This is a genomic window from Mycobacterium sp. HM-7, from assembly GCF_053852335.1.
In genome coordinates this window covers 3,168,383-3,185,232 of sequence record NZ_CM132657.1, presented here as the reverse complement: position 1 = coordinate 3,185,232, position 16,850 = coordinate 3,168,383, and the positions used below count along the sequence as shown (strand labels likewise).

The window sequence follows — 16,850 nt, the reverse complement described above, 5'->3', positions numbered from 1 at the left end:
GGTGGCTAGGGTCTTGGGTCCTCAGACTGACCGCCACTTGCGATCCACTCCTTGGCGTGCTCGACCTGGCCCGCGGGGAACGGCCGGATCTCCGCCGCGATGAAATGTGACACCAGGTGCTGTGCGACGCCGGCAATCGGCGAATCCGTGACGATAGCAATCTTTTTCACGTGCCGGTGATGGTCGTGGACGAACCGGATGTGGGCCGCCATCGCGCCGAAACCATCCCACCCTGGAAAATGTGGCGCATCGATGATCAGACCGGCAAGGTTACTGCCTTGCTCGATCGTCGGGTCGACAGTACGGGCGAGCGCCACGAAATCACCCGTGCTCAAGGGAGATTCGGGACGAATGGTGAGGACCGAGTTGTGTGCGTCCCATTGCTGATCGATCATGGTTGCTCCTTTGCTCCTTTGCTCCTAGCCACTGAGCAGCAGCAGGTTGCCCAGCCGGCGGGTGTGCGTCGCGGCCGACGCGACAGCGACCAGGTGAGCGATCCCGTGCTCGATGCCGCGGGCGAGATCGTGCGCGTCGAGCTCAGCGTCGTAGTCGCCGATAACGCCGAAAGTCAGGCGGTCGGCGTAACTCATGATGGCGATGCCGGTGCGCATACCCATCGCAATGGGCGGCACCGGTACGAGCGCGGCGATCTGGCGGCCCATCAGGCGCATTCGCCGGCTGGGGCCGGGGACATTCGTCGTAACGGCAACTACACCGTGTTGCGGCAGCCGGCCCAGCAGGCGCACGGCAGACGCCATGATCGGAAATGGAATCAGGTTGGCCGCGGCAACCACCAACGAGCCGGCTTGCCGCTGTCCACTGCTTTTCGCCGTCGTCAGCCGCTTGTGGACCAGCCGAAGCTGTTCCAGTGGATCCGGTCGATCGACGGGGAGGGCCGGCAGCAACACCGAGACCCGGTTATCGGGCACATGGAGCAGTTCGGCCGGCCGGACGGACACCGGTACCACGGTGCGGATCGGCCCGGCCGACGGTTGCATATCGTGCTGCAGCATCGCAGACCGGAAACCGTCGGTGATGGCTGCCAGCGCGACATCGTTGACGGTGACGCCGAACCGTTTGGCGACCATCTGGACATCCCGCAATGACACCTCGACAGCGCTGAACCTGCGCATATCGCTGAGTTGGCCGTTGAGGGGTTGGGTCGATGTGGTGAGCACGCCGGCGACGAGTTGAGCGGCCCCGAACGCCATGCGAGCCCCACTGCGCGCGGTGGATGTCACCATCCGCCAAGCGTCGGTGCCGAGGGTGATCGGATTGAAGCCGCGGAGTGGACTTCGGTCTGATCCCGAAGGGAGGCTGGGGATTTCATCGCGGAGCGCCCACTGGTTGTCGCAGATGCCGGCGAGCATCGCGGTCGCCGCGACGCCGTCGGCGATGCAGTGGTGCAGCTTCACGACGATCGCCCAACGACCGTCGGCCAGACCGTCCAGCATCCAGGCTTCCCACAGGGGACGGGACCTGTCGAGGCGGCGCTCCATCAAGTTCGCAACCGCGCGATGGACCGCGGTGTCATCACCTGGAGCCGTCACGGTGAGCCTGCGGACGTGGTGGGTGATATCGAAACTGTGGGCCGGCACCCATTCTGGAGCGCTGAGGTCGAGCGGATAGGAGTGCAACACCTGTCGGCAGCGTGGCAGGGTGGCCGACCGCTCGTCGAGCACGGTCTGAAGTTCGGCGAAATCCGGTGCGGGACCTTCCATGATGGCCAGCACTGCGACGGCAAGATTGGCATGACTGTCAGAATCCTCAGCCTGCAGGAAACCGGCATCGAGAGCCGTGAGCTGGTTGTCGTTCATCGGTGTCCTTTACGGGCCGGCCCGCGGGCGGTGCGGTATTCGCAAATGATGTTGCGCTGCTCGGCGGTGCGAGAGCAGGGCTGATGGACCGCGGTCCTAGGGACCTTCGGCACCACCCGCGCAGACGCGTGGAACGGAGGGTGGCCTTCCGGCGAGCTGTCAGAGGACTTTTGGCCCGTGTGGCCCGCAACTGCGCGGCGCACCATCTAGGGGCGCCCGCTGAAGTCGTGATTCCCAGGGAGGACTCTCCGATGGTCGAACGTGCCGTTGAGGACCGAGAAGCGCAGTCCGATGCCGATGACGACATGTGGTTGTCAGTCGGGGCTTGCTGAACTCGAATCACCTGGCCGGCCGAGCCGAATACCGTTGGAAATCTTCAGGAGTCGGATGACACGGTGCCGGATGATGCCGATCGACGATTCGGAACCCATCCGACCGCAGTGAGATAGAGCCCGACCAGTCCGCTGGCGATCACGCTGGCCTGCCACCACGGTGCGGCGGCCAGCACGTCGTGGCCCATCGTCAGGTACGCCCCGGGAAACGACATCAAGGCCGCTCCTTTGAACACTGTCAACCACCCCAACACCGACACGGTGGCGGCGGCAGACCCGCGCCAATACGGGTGCAGTGTGACGACCACCAGACCCATCGGTAAGACGAATGCGCCTGTGATCCAGGGCCATACAGAGTTGTCACCGAATGTCAGCATCAGTGTCTTGACGTAGTCGGCTCGGGCGACGAGCGAGGCGGCCGCGACGACGAGGTAGGGCCCGAGCACCCGAGCGAACAGTCGGGTGCGGTGCTCGATCATCGATCCGCCTCCTCGTCGTCAGCGGGATGTGAACCCAGCACCGGATCCTCTTCGTGCAGAAGGGAAACAACGTCCGTCAGCGCCCGGCGCGGTGTCGCGGGCAGAGGGTCGGCATTGAGGGGTGCCCAACCGACCCGGATGAGCATCTGCGGGAACAATTCGTCGCCGAAGACGTCCGTCCGCACGATGGCTCGGCACTCGGGATTTTCCAGCGCTTCCGTGACGGGGCAGGTGGACAGCCCCTGTGCGGTCGCAGTGAGCAGAACCGCGCTCGTTGCTTCGCCGGCCCGCAGTCGATCAATCGGAGCATCGGTGGAGGTGCCCAGCGCCAGCAGCGATCCATTGTCGTCAGTGGCCGTCGTACCCGCGGGCTGGCCGAGCACGGGGCCGGCGAAGATGCGGCCGGGGAGGACGGCGCTGTGATCAGGCGAGGGCGTACTACGAGCAGGCACCCCGGCGACCGACGCGTAGCGCCCGCTCCAGATCGTCAGTTCGGTGAGGTAGTCCAGATCATGCACATGTTGCGAAACTGCTTGGCGCAGTGCGGTGGTGAGGACATCATTGAGCTTTGCCCGGCGTAGCCCGATGCCGAGACGGGCGGCGCGGGCAGTCATCAGCGCGATGTCCCCGAGCGGCACGGGCCAGCCGCTGTAGTACCGCCGGTCGGTTCTGCGCCGCGGAATCGCCGCGGCAAGGGCGATGTCGGGCTGCTCCGGGGTGCAGGGGGTCAATTCGATCGCGGCGAGGTGATCAGGCTCGGCAGGGTTGGGGAATCTGCGTACGGTCGACTGCCAGCCCAGGGCATGGAAAGCCACGGTCGCGTGGTGCAATGCCGCACCGCAACTGATCAACAGGTCGCGGCCGTCGGGATCGGTGTGGATCAGGTGCAGTGATGATTCGGCGTACAGATGCACACTGTTCGAGCCGATCCGCCACCGCCACGGTTGCGTGTTGTGGACAGAGGGGGCACGTGTTGCCAGCGCCATGGCTGCGCACACGGTCTGATGGTCGGGGAAGGTCTCGGACATCTGATTCACCTCACAACACCTGTGGTCGAGATCGACGCCGGGCGCTCAGATCGCGCACGTTGCTCGGTTCTCATACAACGATCCTGCAGGTGATTCGACATGACCGACAGAGCACTACGTCACTTACTGAAGGGCTTTGCCGCATGTCCGCGGATCAGGGCAGCGGCGCCCACCACCGCAGGACGGTGCCGGCGTCGACGCCGGGTTCGACGGTCATGTCACCACCGGTGTCTCTCGCCCGTCGGCGCAGGTTCGCCAGGCCACTCTCGGTGATTCCGCCGGGTAGTCCCCGGCCGTTGTCGGCCACCTCGATGCGCAAGTCGTTGTCGACGTTGACGGTGACGCTGACAGCGCCGGCCTGGCCGTGCCGGACGGCGTTGCTCACCGCTTCCCGAACGACGGCCTCGGCGTGATCGGCCAAGTCCGGCTCGATGACCGAGAGGGGCCCGTCATAACGGACGGTGGTGTGCAATTCGTGGCTCGAGAAGGAGGCGACGGCGGCGTCGAGGCGCTGTCGTAGCCGGGTCGTGGAGGCGGTGCTGCCGTGCAGATCGAAGATCGCCGTGCGGATTTCGGTGATCACTTCCTGGAGGTCGTCGACGCAGTCGGTGATGCGACGCTGCACATCGCTGGACTTGGCGCGCGGGATCGCGCCCTGGAGCGTCAGACCAACCGCGAACAGCCGCTGAATGACGTGATCATGCAAGTCGCGGGCGATGCGGTCACGATCTGCCAGCACATCCAGTTCACGCTTCTGACGCTGGCTGGCGGCCAGCTGCCAGGCGAGCGCAGCCTGGTCGGCGAACGCGGCCATCGAGTCCAGCTGATCGGGTGTGAATTCCTGCCGGCCCGCACGTCGCAGCGCGATGAGGATTCCGATGACGGTCTCGGTGGTGCGCAGCGGCAGGACCAGTGCCGATGCCATGTCGACCGCTATCGCTTCAGGTAGCTCCGCTGCCCGGCAGATCACGGGCGTTCGATCATGAAAGGCCTGGCCGATGGGCCCGTCGGCCGCCGGCGCCTCCAACGATGATGTGCGGACATCCCCGACGACATCGATGACCTGGAGTTCGGTGACCTCGTTGCGCGGAGCATCGTCGTCCTCGGGAACCGCTATCAGCGTCACGTCCGCGTCGGTCAGAGAGCGTGCTTCCTCGGCGATCTGACGGAACACCCGCGACGGCTCAGTGCCGGACAGCAGGGCAGTGCCGATATCGCGGGTCGCCTCGATCCAGGCCTGGCGTTGCTGCGACTGTCGGTAGAGCCGTGCGTTGTCGATGGCGATGCCGGCCGCTGCGGCCAGCGCTTGTGCGAGCACTTCGTCGTCTTCGCTGAATGGCTGCCCGGATGCTTTTTCGGTCAGGTACAGGTTGCCGAAGACTTCGTCACGGATGCGCACCGGCACACCGAGGAACGTTCGCATGGGAGGGTGATGATCAGGAAACCCCACCGAGGCCGGATGAGTGCGAATGTCTTCCAGCCGAATGGGTTTCGGTTCGTCGATCAGTGCGCCGAGCACACCGCGACCTTGGGGAAGGGGGCCGATTTTGCAACGCGTCTCCTCGTCGATGCCCTCGTAGACGAATTCGACGAGCTCGTGCTCGGTGCCCCGAACTCCGAGGGCGCCGTACCGTGCGTCGATCAGCTCGATCGCGGTGTGCACGATGGTGCGCAGGGTCTCGTCCAGTTCGAGGCCGGAGGTGACCGTGAGCATCGCCTCGACCAGACCGTCGAGCCGGTCACGGCCCTCGATGATCTGTTCGACGCGGTCCTGCACTTCACTGAGAAGCTCACGCAGTCGTAGTCCCGATAGCGGCGCGCGCAGCGGATGCTCGGCGCTGCTGTCTTGGCGTGTCACATGGGTGATTCTGCCACCGCGGCAGCGGCACGCCAGGCATTTGAGACCGGGTGCAGATCAGTCATCGGAGCGCCGCGGCCGGTCCAGTTTCGACACGAACACCGCGGCCTGCGTGCGTCGCTCCATACCGAGTTTGGCGAGCAGCCGCGACACGTAGTTCTTGACCGTCTTCTCCGCCAGGAACATTCGGGCGGCAATCTGCTTGTTGGTCAGTCCCTCACCGAGCAGATCGAGAAGCACCCGCTCCTGATCGGTCAGGCCCGAAAGCGGATCCGACCGCTCGGCCGCGTTGCGGAGCTTCGCCATCAATGCGGCGGCAGCGCGATTGTCCAGCAGGGACCGTCCGGCGCCGACGGCTTTGATTGCCTCGGCCAGCTCCATGCCCTTGATGTCTTTGATGACGTAGCCGCTCGCCCCGGCCAGGACCGCGTCGAGCATGGCCTCGTCGGAGGTGAAGGACGTCAACATCAGGCAACGTAGGTCGGGCAGGCGCGACAACAGATCGCGGCATAGTTCGATGCCGTTGCCGTCCGGCAGACGGACGTCGAGGACTGCGACATCGGGCCTGAGCGCGGGGATCTGGGCCATCGCATGCGCCACAGTGCCGGCTTCGCCGATGACCTGCAGGTCGGCGTCCGCGCTCAGCAGGTCGATGAGTCCTCGGCGCACGACTTCATGGTCATCGACGAGAAATACTGTGACCATTCACTTGCCCTTCTGAACGCCGCCGGCGTGCTTGTGAGTGTTGATGTTCTGCTATGACGATAGGCCAGGCTTCGGCTACAGACGCTGGTTATGTTGGCAAATCAGTGCCGTGCAGTTCACCTGAGGCGAGGCCGAGCGTGCCGTTCCCACGATCTCACCCATCCCGGGCCTGCGATGTCTACCGATGACCAGCAATTGGATCGAATTGGTTTGGCGTTCAAGATAATTCATGGTGGAACCGCAGACAGCGACGGGGTTGAACTCGACGTCCGGATTGGCCACGCGGTGCCGGGCGAGACGTTTGTCCAGACGCGCCCGGACGCCCTCGTCTCGAAGTTTGTCCGGACCGTCCGCCACTGAGTGCTGCCGTGTGGTGAGCACCGTCAGCGGCGCTCCGCGTAGTCGGGCCTCGCTGATCCCGGCCTCGAGGACGACGGCGCTGTCCGGACTTTCGTCGACTTCGACAACGACGTGCCTGGGCTGCATCGCCCCGTGGTTGTTGCCGCTCCGGACGATGGCCACCGGACACGGCGCGGAAGTGGCCAATGTCGCAGCGGTGGAACCGAGCCGGTGCCCGGTCGCATGCGCGATACCGAGCGAGCCGAGGCACAGCAGATCGGCAGTTCGGCTCGCGTCCAGCAAGACCCGGGAGGGATGCCCTTGCAGTACTTCCCATTCCACCTTGACCGGCTTCTCGGTGGACTCGACAGCGACCAGCGCGCGCCTTATGGAAACGTCGGCGCACGCCAGATCTTGAGCTTCCTGCTGGGGATCGACCGCACCATGGCCGCGTGGTTCGACCACGTAGAGCAGGCGCAGGGGCACATCGCGACTGACTGCTTCATCGACCGCCCACAAGGCAGCGTCGACCGACCACCGTGAGCCGTCGATGCCGACCACGACGGCCGACGACGGTGAAGCTGACTTGTACATCTTCACACTCTCCTGACATCACGAGCTGACTATTCGTCGACGGTAGGTGTGATCGGGCCGCCGGCGGCAGGGGCATTGGTCCCTAGTCACCTGTCACAGTGACCTGTTGGACCAGGCCGGTTGGCTGCGACCCTGGGCCCATGTGCCCTAGCGAACGGCCTTGGTGACTCGCCATCGTCGATCACATGAAGAAGCAGTTGGCAACCGGTATCGCCCTAGCGGCCGCGCTGTGCGCAACGAGCCGACCGGTGCGGAAGTGGGCTGCCGCCAGACGCGCATCCAGTGCTCCGCCGTCAATCCCGATCGTCAGGGCGATGTGGCCGGAAGCAGAAAACATCCGCCAGTTGGCGTCGCGGTGTCGGTGGCGGGACATCCTCCAGAGCTGGAGCGGTGCCGATGCGGACCAACACCTGCGGCAGCGGGTGGCCGGTGAGCGTGCTGATGATGTCGCGGGTGGCCGAATGCTCGGTCAGATGGGTGAGTGTGCAACTGGCCAGACCCGCAGCGGTGGCCTCCAGTAGCACTGCCGACAATGTCTCGCCGCACGCCAGGATGTCCGCACGGGTGTCGCCGAGTGCGGAGATCACCACGACCGTCGCCTGGTCGTCTCCGGCGTGTTGGCGTCGCTCGCGGGTATGCGTCACCGGGAACGAGCGTCCGATGTCCACCCGGTCACTTTCTGCCGCCGACACCAGCGCGCTGTCCGGAATGCCGATCATGGTGCCAAAACCCGAAGTCCACCAGTCCAATTCGGCATGGTAGGCGGCGTCGTACATCCGTAGCACCTCGGTGAGATGCGAGGCCTCGGCCAGCTCGGTGCGTTGTTGGGCGGCCAGGATGTCAATCCGGGTTGGGCGATTGCCCACGGCCAGCTGCAGCAGTTTGTCGAGTGCCGAACGATCATTCACCGCACCGAACGGCAGGCGGTCGGTGCGTCGGCTCAAGATTGCGTCCGCTGCCTGCCGCTGTGCCGGACTGACGCCGGCGGCCGGCCGGAACTGGAGGTCGGCAAGGTGCTCGTGGTCGTCAGGATCGGGAAAGCGGTCGACCTTGGTGGTCCAACCGGTTGCGGCCATCGCCACGCGGAGATGGTCCAATGCCGCACCGCAGCTCAACAGTGCCTGGCGCCCTGAACCGTCGGTGGTGACCAGCCAGTCGGTATCGAGATACAGCGTCAGCGTCGCGGATTCGAGAACCCACTTCCACGGCTGACTGTTGTGGAATGACGGCGCCCGGCAGGCCAGCAGTACCGCATCCTCGACTTCCTGAAATGGAATCCGGGTTTTGGTCATGAGATGCCCTTCTCGGCAGCGACGACGTGCAATCTGACCCTGCCCCGCCCTGGACGCCTCGCACAGGGCCGGAAGTCACCAGTCGCTCAGCCGTTGCGAATGTGCCGCCACAGCTTCCTCGACGCGGGGGATTTTCGCGCTCCGCGAGGGACCTTCGGCACTATGCCCGATTCCCGCGGCGAGGTCAGATGACAGCGGAGATGGAACTCCGGACCGAGCGTCGCAGCCCTCGCCTCGGAGCCACAACCTCGGGCTGCGTGACTACTACCGCACAAGGACTTCCGATGAACTACCCAGCGCCAGTCGAAACGGTCGTGGTCGGTATCGATGGTTCCAAACATGCGCTGCGCGCTGTGCGCTGGGCTGCGCTCGAAGCGGCGAGCCTCGACGCCACATTGCGTCTGGTCTACGTCATGGGCTCGGACGATGCTGATCGTCACGAGAACATCGATCGCGCGCAGCACGCGTTGCACAAGGCGTGGAAAGCGGTGGCCGCCGCGCACATCGACGTCAAGCTCGAGTCGGAAATTCTTTCCGGCAGTCCGGCTGAACGCCTTGCCGAAGAGTCCCGTCGTGCGGCGGTCGTCTGCGTCGGCGACCGTGGAACCCATGACACGCCTGATGGTCCGCGCGGGTCCACGGCTGTCGAGGTAGCCCGGAAGGCGTCAGGCACGGTAGCGATCATCCGTCGGACACACCGCGAGTTCGACCATCGCAAATGGATTGTGGCCGTGCTGGACGAATCAGCCTCTGCCACGGCCGTACTGAAGGCTGCCGAGGCGGATTCGGCGTGGCGTGATGCGCCGATCCTGATGTTGGAGCCCTGGTCGCATTCGGGTGAGCCGGTCGATGCCAGGCATCCGGTGCATGCCGCCCTGGAGCGGTACTTGACGGCCGCGGACAACAATCACCTCGAGTCGGTCACGCTGGCGATGCCGGGGCATCTGAGCAACTTGTTGCGGCAGAGTGCGTGCATCGACCAGCTCGTCATCGTGCCTGGAGACGATCGGGAATTGGTGGCGGAGCTGACCGGGGACGACATGCGCAGGACATTGAAGGGTTCCGACTGCACGCTGTTGTTCGTTCGGCCGTCTCGTTGCGCGTCGAACGATGATGTGGCCGCCGGCCAACGGAATTCGATCGAGCTATTGACGGCAGCGCAGTCATGACCCGGGTACTGACCGACTACGGGAAGGGGACGGTCCGTGACACCGTCCGTGCCGACTGGGTTGCCGGGGTCGCGGCGAAACTCACTCTTCGTGAGGGGCGCCACGATATTGCGCGGGACATGGAGATCACGCGCTGGTGTCGGGAGGCCGCGATGCAGTTCGCGGACGCTCGGATTCAGGCGTTCGTCCCGTTGTTGGTCGAGCGCATCGTGGGTGACCGTATCCGGCGTGAACGCAGGCAGAGCGGGAATATCGCTGTGGCTACTGAAGTTTCCGCACTCCGTCAGTCGTGTCGGTCGGGGTGTTCGTGACCAGAAGTCTCAGCCGGGTTCTGCCCGCAAAGCCGAGGAACCGGCGCAGGACCGGCCGCGCCAGCGCGTAGCCGGCCATGCTGACCACAATGCCCAGAGCAAGACCCGCGAGGACATCGCGCGGATAGTGGGCACCTACGTACACGCGCGCGAACGCCATCAGCGCTGTCGCCAAGGCCGCCACGATGCCCAGGCGCCGGTCCACCAACCACAGTCCCGCGGTAACCGCCGCCGCGATGACGACATGGATACTGGGAAAACCGCCGTCGGTATTGCAGTGCAGAACCACAATGTCGTGCAGCGCGTTGCACGGTCGCGCCTCATTCACCGATACGGCGATCGGATAGTAAACGAGCAAGGCGGCAAGTACTCCCAGCGGAGTCCACACCGCCGCGACCATGGCTGCCGGGTCGGTGCTCTTGCGGGCGAGCCACCACCCGGCCAACAGCAACACCAGGAACACGAGCAACCCGTCGTTGGCATAGGCGGCCATCAACGGATGCAGCCACGGGGTATCGCGAGCAAAATCGTTGATGCTGTGGAAGATTCGTAGGTCGAGATTCATGGCCGATGCTTTCGGGTCGCCGCATTGTCTGATGTCCGGAGTCAATAATGATCCTGCGCACGGTTGGTTGAACCGGTCTTGGCGATCATCACAGCCGCGAGCATGAGCTTATGTGCCGAATTCGGTCGTGATTTGGCACGCAAGCTCAGTCTCGACACCGGCAAAGTCGCGCGGATGCGATGTCGACGGGTCTACCGTCTTGGCTAACCGTCAACCGGAGGAGGCCGCGATGCCACTCAGCCCCAGGGACTCCTTCGATGCGGTACGGGACGTCGCCGTACATTCCGTCGAGAAGGCGTCCGATATCGTCGACAACGCCGCAGACATCATCAGAGGTGATGTGGGCGAAGGAATTTCGGGAATTGTCCACAACTCCGTCGACATCGGCACGCATGCGGTCGCGACGGTGAAGTCGATCATCACCGGAAATGATGCCGATAGTGACGCCGAAGCGTGATCCAGTTTTCCAGCGAATAGCCGCGGGTCGGGGATAGGGTGCGGGCGGCGATGCGGCCCAGCGACCTTGTCAGGGTCGTCGCCACACCAACGATGGCCGGCGAGTCCCTGGGAAGGATGGCTGATGAAGGTTCTGGTGACCGGGGGCACGGGCTATGTTGGTGCGCATATCGTTGCCGCGCTGATCCGCGACGGACACGACGTGCGGATGCTGGTTCGGCGCGCCGAGCAGGTGCCGAAATCGCTTGATCCGCTGGGGGTTTCGGTAGACGACCTCGTCATCGGTGACGTGCTGGACCCCGAGGTGGTGGCCGCGGCGCTCGACGGTGTCGACGCCGTGGTGCACGCTGCCGCGGTCTTCAGCCTGGACGCGCGCCGGGCGGCGGAGATCACCCGGACCAACCTGCGCGCGACCGAATTGGTCGTCGGCGGCGCGGTCGAGCGGGACCTCGACCCCATCGTGCACATTTCGTCGACGGTGGCACTCACATGTCGTGACGGCGGCGGACCGGATCTGCCACTGGGTGACGTGGAGCTGCCCTACGCCAAGTCGAAACGTGAATCAGAGGTGCAGATTCGGGCGCTCCAGTCGATCGGGGCGCCGGTGGTGTCGGTGTACCCCGGCGGTGTGCTGGGGCCACACGATCCGTATCTGGGGACCCAGGCGGAGCTGTTCATGTGGATTGTCAAGGGGCGCTTGCCCGTGTGGCCGACGGGCGGCGCGCACTACGTCGACGTCCGCGACGTCGCCGACGTCGTCGCCGCCTGCCTGGTGCCGGGTCGAGGGCCGCGTCGTTACGTGGTGCCCGGTCATCACCTCGACGGTGACCTGATGCACGGCACCCTGCACAAGGTCACCGGACGATGGCTGCCCTTCGTCAATACGCCCACCATCGTCGCCAAGCCCTTCACACAATTCGCCGAACTGGTGAACAAGGTGCTGCCCGACAGCATGCACCTGCCCGCCGACGTCGAGACCGTCGAACTGGCCGCGCGTGACACGCGCTTCGACACCTCGCGCACCACCGAAGAACTCGGCATCGCCGCTCGCCCCTTCGAGGAGACCGCCCGCGACACCCTGCTGTGGCTCATCGAAATCGGCGCGCTGGCAAGCAGATACGCCGGCAACTTACGCTGAGCTATGTCGTCACGGTCGAGGCCGCCGCCCGGTCGGTGAGCAGGTCGTAGATCGGGCGCGACCCGAGAGCGATGGCTACCAGCAGCGCCGTTGCGCAGGCACCGAGCATCGGCGGCAGTTGGTTTGTGCTGCCGGTGAGTTCGGTGGCGAGGATGAGCCCCGTCACCGGTGCCTGGACGGTGGCGGTGAAGAACGCGGCCATCCCGATGAGGGCGAGTGCGGCGGGGCTGGGCGCGGAATCCGGCGCGAATTGCGTCGCGATCAGTCCGACGATCAATCCGACGTCGGCGCCGAGGACGAGCATCGGCGCGAACAGACCGCCGGGCGTGCCCGCGGCATATGAGAGCACGCCGAGGACGAAACGCAGCACCAGCACCGCGGTGACGGCACCGATGGCGCCGTGCCCGAGCAGTGCCTCCTGCGTGAGGTGGTCGCCTCCGCCCGCAAGGTCGGGGGAGTACCAGACGAGCACCCCGACGCCGGCGCCGATGAGCGCGGCGCGGACCTCGACGGGCCACCGGCTGGTGTCGGCGGTGCGGAGACCGAACATGATCGCCTTGTTGTAGAGCACGCCCAGGACACCGGTGAGCACGCCGACGGCCAGCACCCACCCGGAGCCGGCCAGCTGGGGATCGGCCAGCGGGGGTACCTGGAATTCACTGCCCGAGTTGACGAACGGGTAGGCCGCCATGAAGCCGGATGCGGACGCGACCAGCGTGGCGACCGTGGTACGCGGGTCGAAGCGCTTGACGAGTTCCTCCAAGACGAACACGCCGCCGGCGATGGGTGCGTTGAATGCGGTCGCCAAACCGGCGGCCGCTCCGGCTGCGGCGAGGACGCGCAGATCAGCCCGGGAACGTCGCGTCGCCGAAGCGACGATGATGGCGATGGAACCACCCATCTGGACGGACGGCCCTTCGCGTCCGAGGGCCAGTCCGGAGCCGAGGGACAGCAGCCCGCCGACGTACTTGATCGGCAGGATCCTGAAGCGGCCCGGTTCGGCGCGGCCGGCGACGACCGCCTCGACGCGGGGGATACCGCTGCCCTCGGCGTGCGGTTCGACGCGGCGGACCAACGACGCGGCAGCCGCCGTGCACACGGCGCAGATGACGACGACGACGATTGGGCCCCACCAACTTCCGTGGGACCAGTGCGACAGCGATGCCCGCCATTGCGTCGCGTGATCGAGAAGCAGCCGGAAGCTGGCCGCGGCCAGCCCCGTCAGCGCACCGACCACGGCCGCGGCGAGGACGAAGCCGACGACGTTGCCGGCGCGTCCCCTATCCATCACAACCCACCGCGGGCGACCAACTGCGCTGCGATGACGTTGCGCTGAATTTCGTTGGTACCTTCGCCGACGATCATCAGCGGGGCGTCGCGGAAGTAGCGTTCGACGTCGTATTCGGTGGAATAGCCGTAGCCACCGTGGATTCGGACAGCGTTGAGCGCGATCTCCATCGCGATCTCGGATGCGAACAACTTGGCCATGCCCGCTTCCATATCGCAGCGTTCGCCGCTCTCGTAGCGTTCGGCGGCATACCGCGTCAGCTGTCGCGCCGCGGTGAGTTTGGTGGCCATGTCGGCCAGATAGTTCCCGACCGACTGGTGCTTCCAGATCGGCTGTCCGAAGCTCTCGCGCTCCTGGGCGTATTTGAGCGCGTCCTCCAGCGCCGCGGTGGCGACGCCGAGTGCTCGCGAGGCAACCTGAATGCGGCCCGTCTCAAGGCCTTTCATCATCTGCCCGAAGCCCTTACCCGGCTCGCCGCCGAGGATCGCCGATACCGGCGTCCGGTAGGCGTCGAACGTCAGCTCGCAGGATTCGACGCCCTTGTAGCCCAGTTTGGGCAGATCCCGCGACACGGTCAAGCCGGGGCCATGCTCGACGAGCACCACCGAAATACCTTTGTGCCGTGGTTCTGCGGTGGGATCGGTCTTGCACAGCAGGGCGATCAGTCCGCTGCGGCGCGCGTTGCTGATCCACGTCTTGGAGCCGGTGATCACGAGGTCGGTGCCGTCCCGGCGGGCGGTGGTGGACATGTTCTGCAGGTCCGAGCCGCCGCCGGGTTCGGTCAGCGCCATCGTGGCGCGTAGCTCGCCGGTCGCCAGGCGCGGCAGGTAGGTCTGCTTCTGCTCCTCGGTGCCGAACAGGCCGATCAGCTTGGCCACCACGGTGTGGCCGCCCATGGCTCCGGCGAGGCTCATCCAGCCGCGCGAGAGTTCCTGTGTCACTTCGACATAACACGGCATCGACACCGGCGACCCGCCATACTCTTCGGGGATGGCGAGACCGTAGATGCCGATCTGCTTCATCTGCTCGATCCACGCCTCCGGGTAGGCGTTGGCGTGTTCGACGTCGCGCACTGTCGGCTTGACGTCGCGGTCGATGAACGCGCGCACGGTCTCGACGAGCATGACCTCTTCGTCGGTCAGGTGAGTGGACACGGCCACTACCTTGCCAGGGTGATGCCGCTCTCGACGCCGGTAGGCCTAGGCGAGTTTCCGGTGCGCCGCCTGCTCGACGAAGAGTGGGATGAAGTCCCGCACCGCATGATCGTGGAAATCGGCGTGAATGCGTCGGACGACGGCCGTCACGGTCCGGGGATCGATGCTCGGGTACGTGATTGTCAACTGGGCCACCAGCGCGTCGATGGCGGCGTACTCGGCTGCCCGCGCGGTGGCGGGATCGAGTTCGACGTCGACGTCGATCCCGGTTCGGTCGGTGTCCTCGTGCTCCATCGCGAACGCGTCGAATGCGGCGACCACGCGCTCCGGCATGGCGTTCGGGTGCTCGCGGGCCAGTGTGTCGATCGCAATCCAGCAGGTCGGGCCCAAAACGGTGGTGGGTGGTGGCCGGTGTCCCCGCGTGATGGCCGCGGTGAGCAGGTCCCGGAAGGTCTGCTCGGCGAGGCTCGTGGGTTCTTCGGACATGACAGCGACTGTACGGATCGTTGGTTACCTCCAGGCGACGCGCACGTGAGATCGACTTTTCGCGCCACGCTGTGGGACAACCGTGATCACCCGGCGCCGGCTGCCGCCAGAATCCGAGTGACTGTCAACGAAGGAGCTCGGATGTACCTGCACATCGACCCAACCCAGGTCCCACCCGGCCTGGAGGTTTGCGAAGCGGACGATTTCACGGCCTTCAAGGTGGTCATCGACGTGCCCGAGCATGCCTGGATCGACCCGGAGACGCTGGCCGAACTTGCCGGTCGCGGGGGAGACGATGAGTGGCGGCGGAATCTTGCCGGCATGCTGGCGTACGCGGCGAGCAAAGGCTGGTGCGACGAGGCCGGACGGGTTCGGGCCCACATCGAGGTGACTACCGCAGCACCGCACCAGGATTGAGGATGCCCCGGGGATCCAGCGCGTCTTTGATGCGCCGGGTGAGGGCCATGACGTCGTCGCCCAGTTGATTGGGCAGCCAGTCCCGCTTCAGGCGTCCGACGCCGTGCTCGCCGGTGATGGTGCCGCCGAGGCCGATGGCCAGCTCCATGATGCGGGCGAAAGCGCGCTCGGCGCGGTCGGTGGCGTCAGGGTCGGTGGCGTCGTACACGATGATCGGATGGGTATTGCCGTCGCCGGCGTGCGCCACCGTATAGATCTGCACGTCGCAGGTCTCGGCGATGTCCTCGACCCCGGTGACCAACGCGGGTAATTGCGGTATCGGGACACCCACGTCCTCGAGCAGCAAGCTGCCGAGCTTTTCGACCGCGCCGAACATGGCGCGGCGGGCCGCGGTGAACGCGGCTCCCTCCGCGGGATCGTCGGTGGCGAAAACCTCGGTGGCGCCACACTTCTCGCAGTTGCCGACCATCGTCGCCACTTCCTCGGCCGCTGCCCCCGGCGCATCGGACTGTAGCAACAACATGGCTCGGGCGGACCGGTCCAGACCCATCCGCAGGTGGTCTTCGACCGCGTTGATACTCGCGTGGTCCATGAATTCCAGCATCGCCGGACGGATTTCACCGGTGATGGCCACCACGGCGTTGGCGGCGTCGGCGACGGAGTCGAACAGCGCGACCACCGTCGACGCAGGTGGCTGGGCCGGGATCAACCGGAGCGTGAGCTCGGTGATCACCCCCAGAATGCCCTCCGATCCGATGAACAGCTTCGTCAAGGACAGTCCCGCAACATCTTTCAGCAGCGGACCACCCAGCCGCAGCGCGGTGCCGTCGGCCAGCACGACCTCCATGCCGAGTACGTAGTCACCGGTGACGCCGTACTTCACGCAACACAGGCCACCCGCGTTGGTCGCGGCATTGCCGCCGATGGAGGAGATGTCGATGGACGAGGGGTCCGGCGGGTACCACAAACCGTGTTCCGCGGCCGCGCGTTTGACCTCGGTGTTGGTCGGGCCGGGCTGCACCACGGCGGTCCGGGTGGCCGGATCGATCCGGATGTCCCGCATGCGTTCGGTGCTGAGCACCACTGATCCGTCGACGGCGTCGGCCCCGCCGGACAGCCCCGATCCGGCGCCGCGCGGCACCACGGCGACGCGGTGCTCGGAGGCCCACCGCAACACCTGCTGAACGTCGGCGGTACTGACGGGCCGCACGACGGCGAGCGGGGTACCGGCGGCGGGGTCGGCAGCGGAGTCCCGGCGGTAGCGCTCGATGATGTCGGGGTCGGTGATCATGGCGCCGTCCGGCAGGGCATCGGCGAGACGGTTCAGCGCGGCGGCGTCCATGGTCGGACTGTATCGAGACCGCGGGCGCGATGGACCGAACTCGTCCGCTGGGCGGATTTGTCGACGTTGCCTGCGCAGGC

At 65.8% G+C, this 16,850-nt stretch carries 18 protein-coding genes; 5 read left to right on the top strand and 13 right to left on the bottom strand.

Features of this window, described 5'->3' with window-relative positions; translation table 11 throughout:
- Positions 1 to 5 precede the first annotated feature (5 nt).
- The 8 genes from ACWW1C_RS15395 to ACWW1C_RS15360 form a co-directional block, all read right to left on the bottom strand.
- Positions 6 to 395, bottom strand: a complete 390-nt coding sequence (locus ACWW1C_RS15395) for an STAS/SEC14 domain-containing protein (protein ID WP_455979193.1) — start codon at positions 393 to 395, stop codon at positions 6 to 8.
- Between the two features lie 24 nt (positions 396 to 419).
- Complete coding sequence (locus tag ACWW1C_RS15390) at positions 420 to 1,817, bottom strand: wax ester/triacylglycerol synthase family O-acyltransferase (RefSeq protein WP_455979192.1); 1,398 nt, start codon at positions 1,815 to 1,817, stop codon at positions 420 to 422.
- 376 nt (positions 1,818 to 2,193) lie between these two features.
- Positions 2,194 to 2,628, bottom strand: coding sequence for a hypothetical protein (locus ACWW1C_RS15385; RefSeq protein WP_455979191.1), 435 nt, complete (start codon positions 2,626 to 2,628; stop codon positions 2,194 to 2,196).
- Positions 2,625 to 3,656: an Acg family FMN-binding oxidoreductase gene (locus ACWW1C_RS15380; protein WP_455979190.1), complete on the bottom strand. Its 1,032-nt coding sequence runs from the start codon at positions 3,654 to 3,656 to the stop codon at positions 2,625 to 2,627. The genes ACWW1C_RS15385 and ACWW1C_RS15380 overlap by 4 nt, the downstream gene beginning before the upstream one ends.
- 154 nt (positions 3,657 to 3,810) lie before the next feature.
- Positions 3,811 to 5,523: a sensor histidine kinase gene (locus ACWW1C_RS15375; RefSeq protein ID WP_455984297.1), complete on the bottom strand. Its 1,713-nt coding sequence runs from the start codon at positions 5,521 to 5,523 to the stop codon at positions 3,811 to 3,813.
- A gap of 48 nt (positions 5,524 to 5,571) precedes the next feature.
- On the bottom strand, positions 5,572 to 6,219 hold the full coding sequence (gene dosR, locus ACWW1C_RS15370) for a hypoxia response regulator transcription factor DosR/DevR (RefSeq protein ID WP_455979189.1): 648 nt from the start codon (positions 6,217 to 6,219) through the stop codon (positions 5,572 to 5,574).
- Between the two features lie 75 nt (positions 6,220 to 6,294).
- A complete protein-coding gene (locus ACWW1C_RS15365; RefSeq protein WP_455979188.1) occupies positions 6,295 to 7,119 on the bottom strand; it encodes a universal stress protein in 825 nt (274 codons plus the stop codon).
- A gap of 326 nt (positions 7,120 to 7,445) precedes the next feature.
- On the bottom strand, positions 7,446 to 8,444 hold the full coding sequence (locus ACWW1C_RS15360) for an Acg family FMN-binding oxidoreductase (protein ID WP_455979187.1): 999 nt from the start codon (positions 8,442 to 8,444) through the stop codon (positions 7,446 to 7,448).
- Between the two features lie 284 nt (positions 8,445 to 8,728).
- Here ACWW1C_RS15360 and ACWW1C_RS15355 point away from each other — a divergent pair, with 284 nt between their 5' ends.
- Both ACWW1C_RS15355 and ACWW1C_RS15350 read left to right on the top strand, forming a co-directional pair.
- The gene (locus tag ACWW1C_RS15355) at positions 8,729 to 9,613 is read left to right on the top strand and encodes a universal stress protein (RefSeq protein WP_455979186.1); all 885 of its coding nucleotides are present in this window, start codon (positions 8,729 to 8,731) and stop codon (positions 9,611 to 9,613) included.
- Positions 9,610 to 9,924: a three-helix bundle dimerization domain-containing protein gene (locus ACWW1C_RS15350; protein ID WP_455979185.1), complete on the top strand. Its 315-nt coding sequence runs from the start codon at positions 9,610 to 9,612 to the stop codon at positions 9,922 to 9,924. The genes ACWW1C_RS15355 and ACWW1C_RS15350 overlap by 4 nt, the downstream gene beginning before the upstream one ends.
- Here ACWW1C_RS15350 and ACWW1C_RS15345 read toward each other — a convergent pair.
- A complete protein-coding gene (locus ACWW1C_RS15345; RefSeq protein WP_455979184.1) occupies positions 9,875 to 10,489 on the bottom strand; it encodes a phosphatase PAP2 family protein in 615 nt (204 codons plus the stop codon). The genes ACWW1C_RS15350 and ACWW1C_RS15345 overlap by 50 nt on opposite strands.
- A gap of 229 nt (positions 10,490 to 10,718) precedes the next feature.
- Between ACWW1C_RS15345 and ACWW1C_RS15340 the strand changes: the two genes are divergently transcribed.
- On the top strand, positions 10,719 to 10,946 hold the full coding sequence (locus ACWW1C_RS15340; RefSeq protein WP_455979183.1) for an Rv1893 family protein: 228 nt from the start codon (positions 10,719 to 10,721) through the stop codon (positions 10,944 to 10,946).
- Between the two features lie 123 nt (positions 10,947 to 11,069).
- Positions 11,070 to 12,083 carry an NAD-dependent epimerase/dehydratase family protein gene (locus ACWW1C_RS15335; RefSeq protein WP_455979182.1) on the top strand — a complete coding sequence of 338 codons (1,014 nt, stop codon included), beginning with the start codon at positions 11,070 to 11,072 and terminating at the stop codon, positions 12,081 to 12,083.
- 1 nt (position 12,084) lies between these two features.
- Here ACWW1C_RS15335 and ACWW1C_RS15330 read toward each other — a convergent pair whose 3' ends face one another.
- The 3 genes from ACWW1C_RS15330 to ACWW1C_RS15320 form a co-directional block, all read right to left on the bottom strand.
- Entirely contained in the window at positions 12,085 to 13,371 is a 1,287-nt protein-coding gene (locus ACWW1C_RS15330) for a ClC family H(+)/Cl(-) exchange transporter (protein WP_455979181.1), read from the bottom strand.
- On the bottom strand, positions 13,371 to 14,495 hold the full coding sequence (locus ACWW1C_RS15325; RefSeq protein WP_455984296.1) for an acyl-CoA dehydrogenase family protein: 1,125 nt from the start codon (positions 14,493 to 14,495) through the stop codon (positions 13,371 to 13,373). Before ACWW1C_RS15325 ends, ACWW1C_RS15330 begins: the two co-directional genes overlap by 1 nt.
- Before the next feature lie 75 nt (positions 14,496 to 14,570).
- Complete coding sequence (locus tag ACWW1C_RS15320; protein WP_455979180.1) at positions 14,571 to 15,011, bottom strand: three-helix bundle dimerization domain-containing protein; 441 nt, start codon at positions 15,009 to 15,011, stop codon at positions 14,571 to 14,573.
- A 141-nt stretch (positions 15,012 to 15,152) separates the two neighbouring features.
- On the opposite strand from ACWW1C_RS15320, the gene ACWW1C_RS15315 reads away from it, so the two are divergent.
- A complete protein-coding gene (locus ACWW1C_RS15315; protein ID WP_455979179.1) occupies positions 15,153 to 15,428 on the top strand; it encodes a hypothetical protein in 276 nt (91 codons plus the stop codon).
- Here the strand turns inward: ACWW1C_RS15315 and ACWW1C_RS15310 are convergent.
- On the bottom strand, positions 15,403 to 16,770 hold the full coding sequence (locus ACWW1C_RS15310) for an FAD-binding oxidoreductase (protein ID WP_455979178.1): 1,368 nt from the start codon (positions 16,768 to 16,770) through the stop codon (positions 15,403 to 15,405). The two genes, ACWW1C_RS15315 and ACWW1C_RS15310, sit on opposite strands and share 26 nt — an antisense overlap.
- Positions 16,771 to 16,850 lie beyond the last annotated feature (80 nt).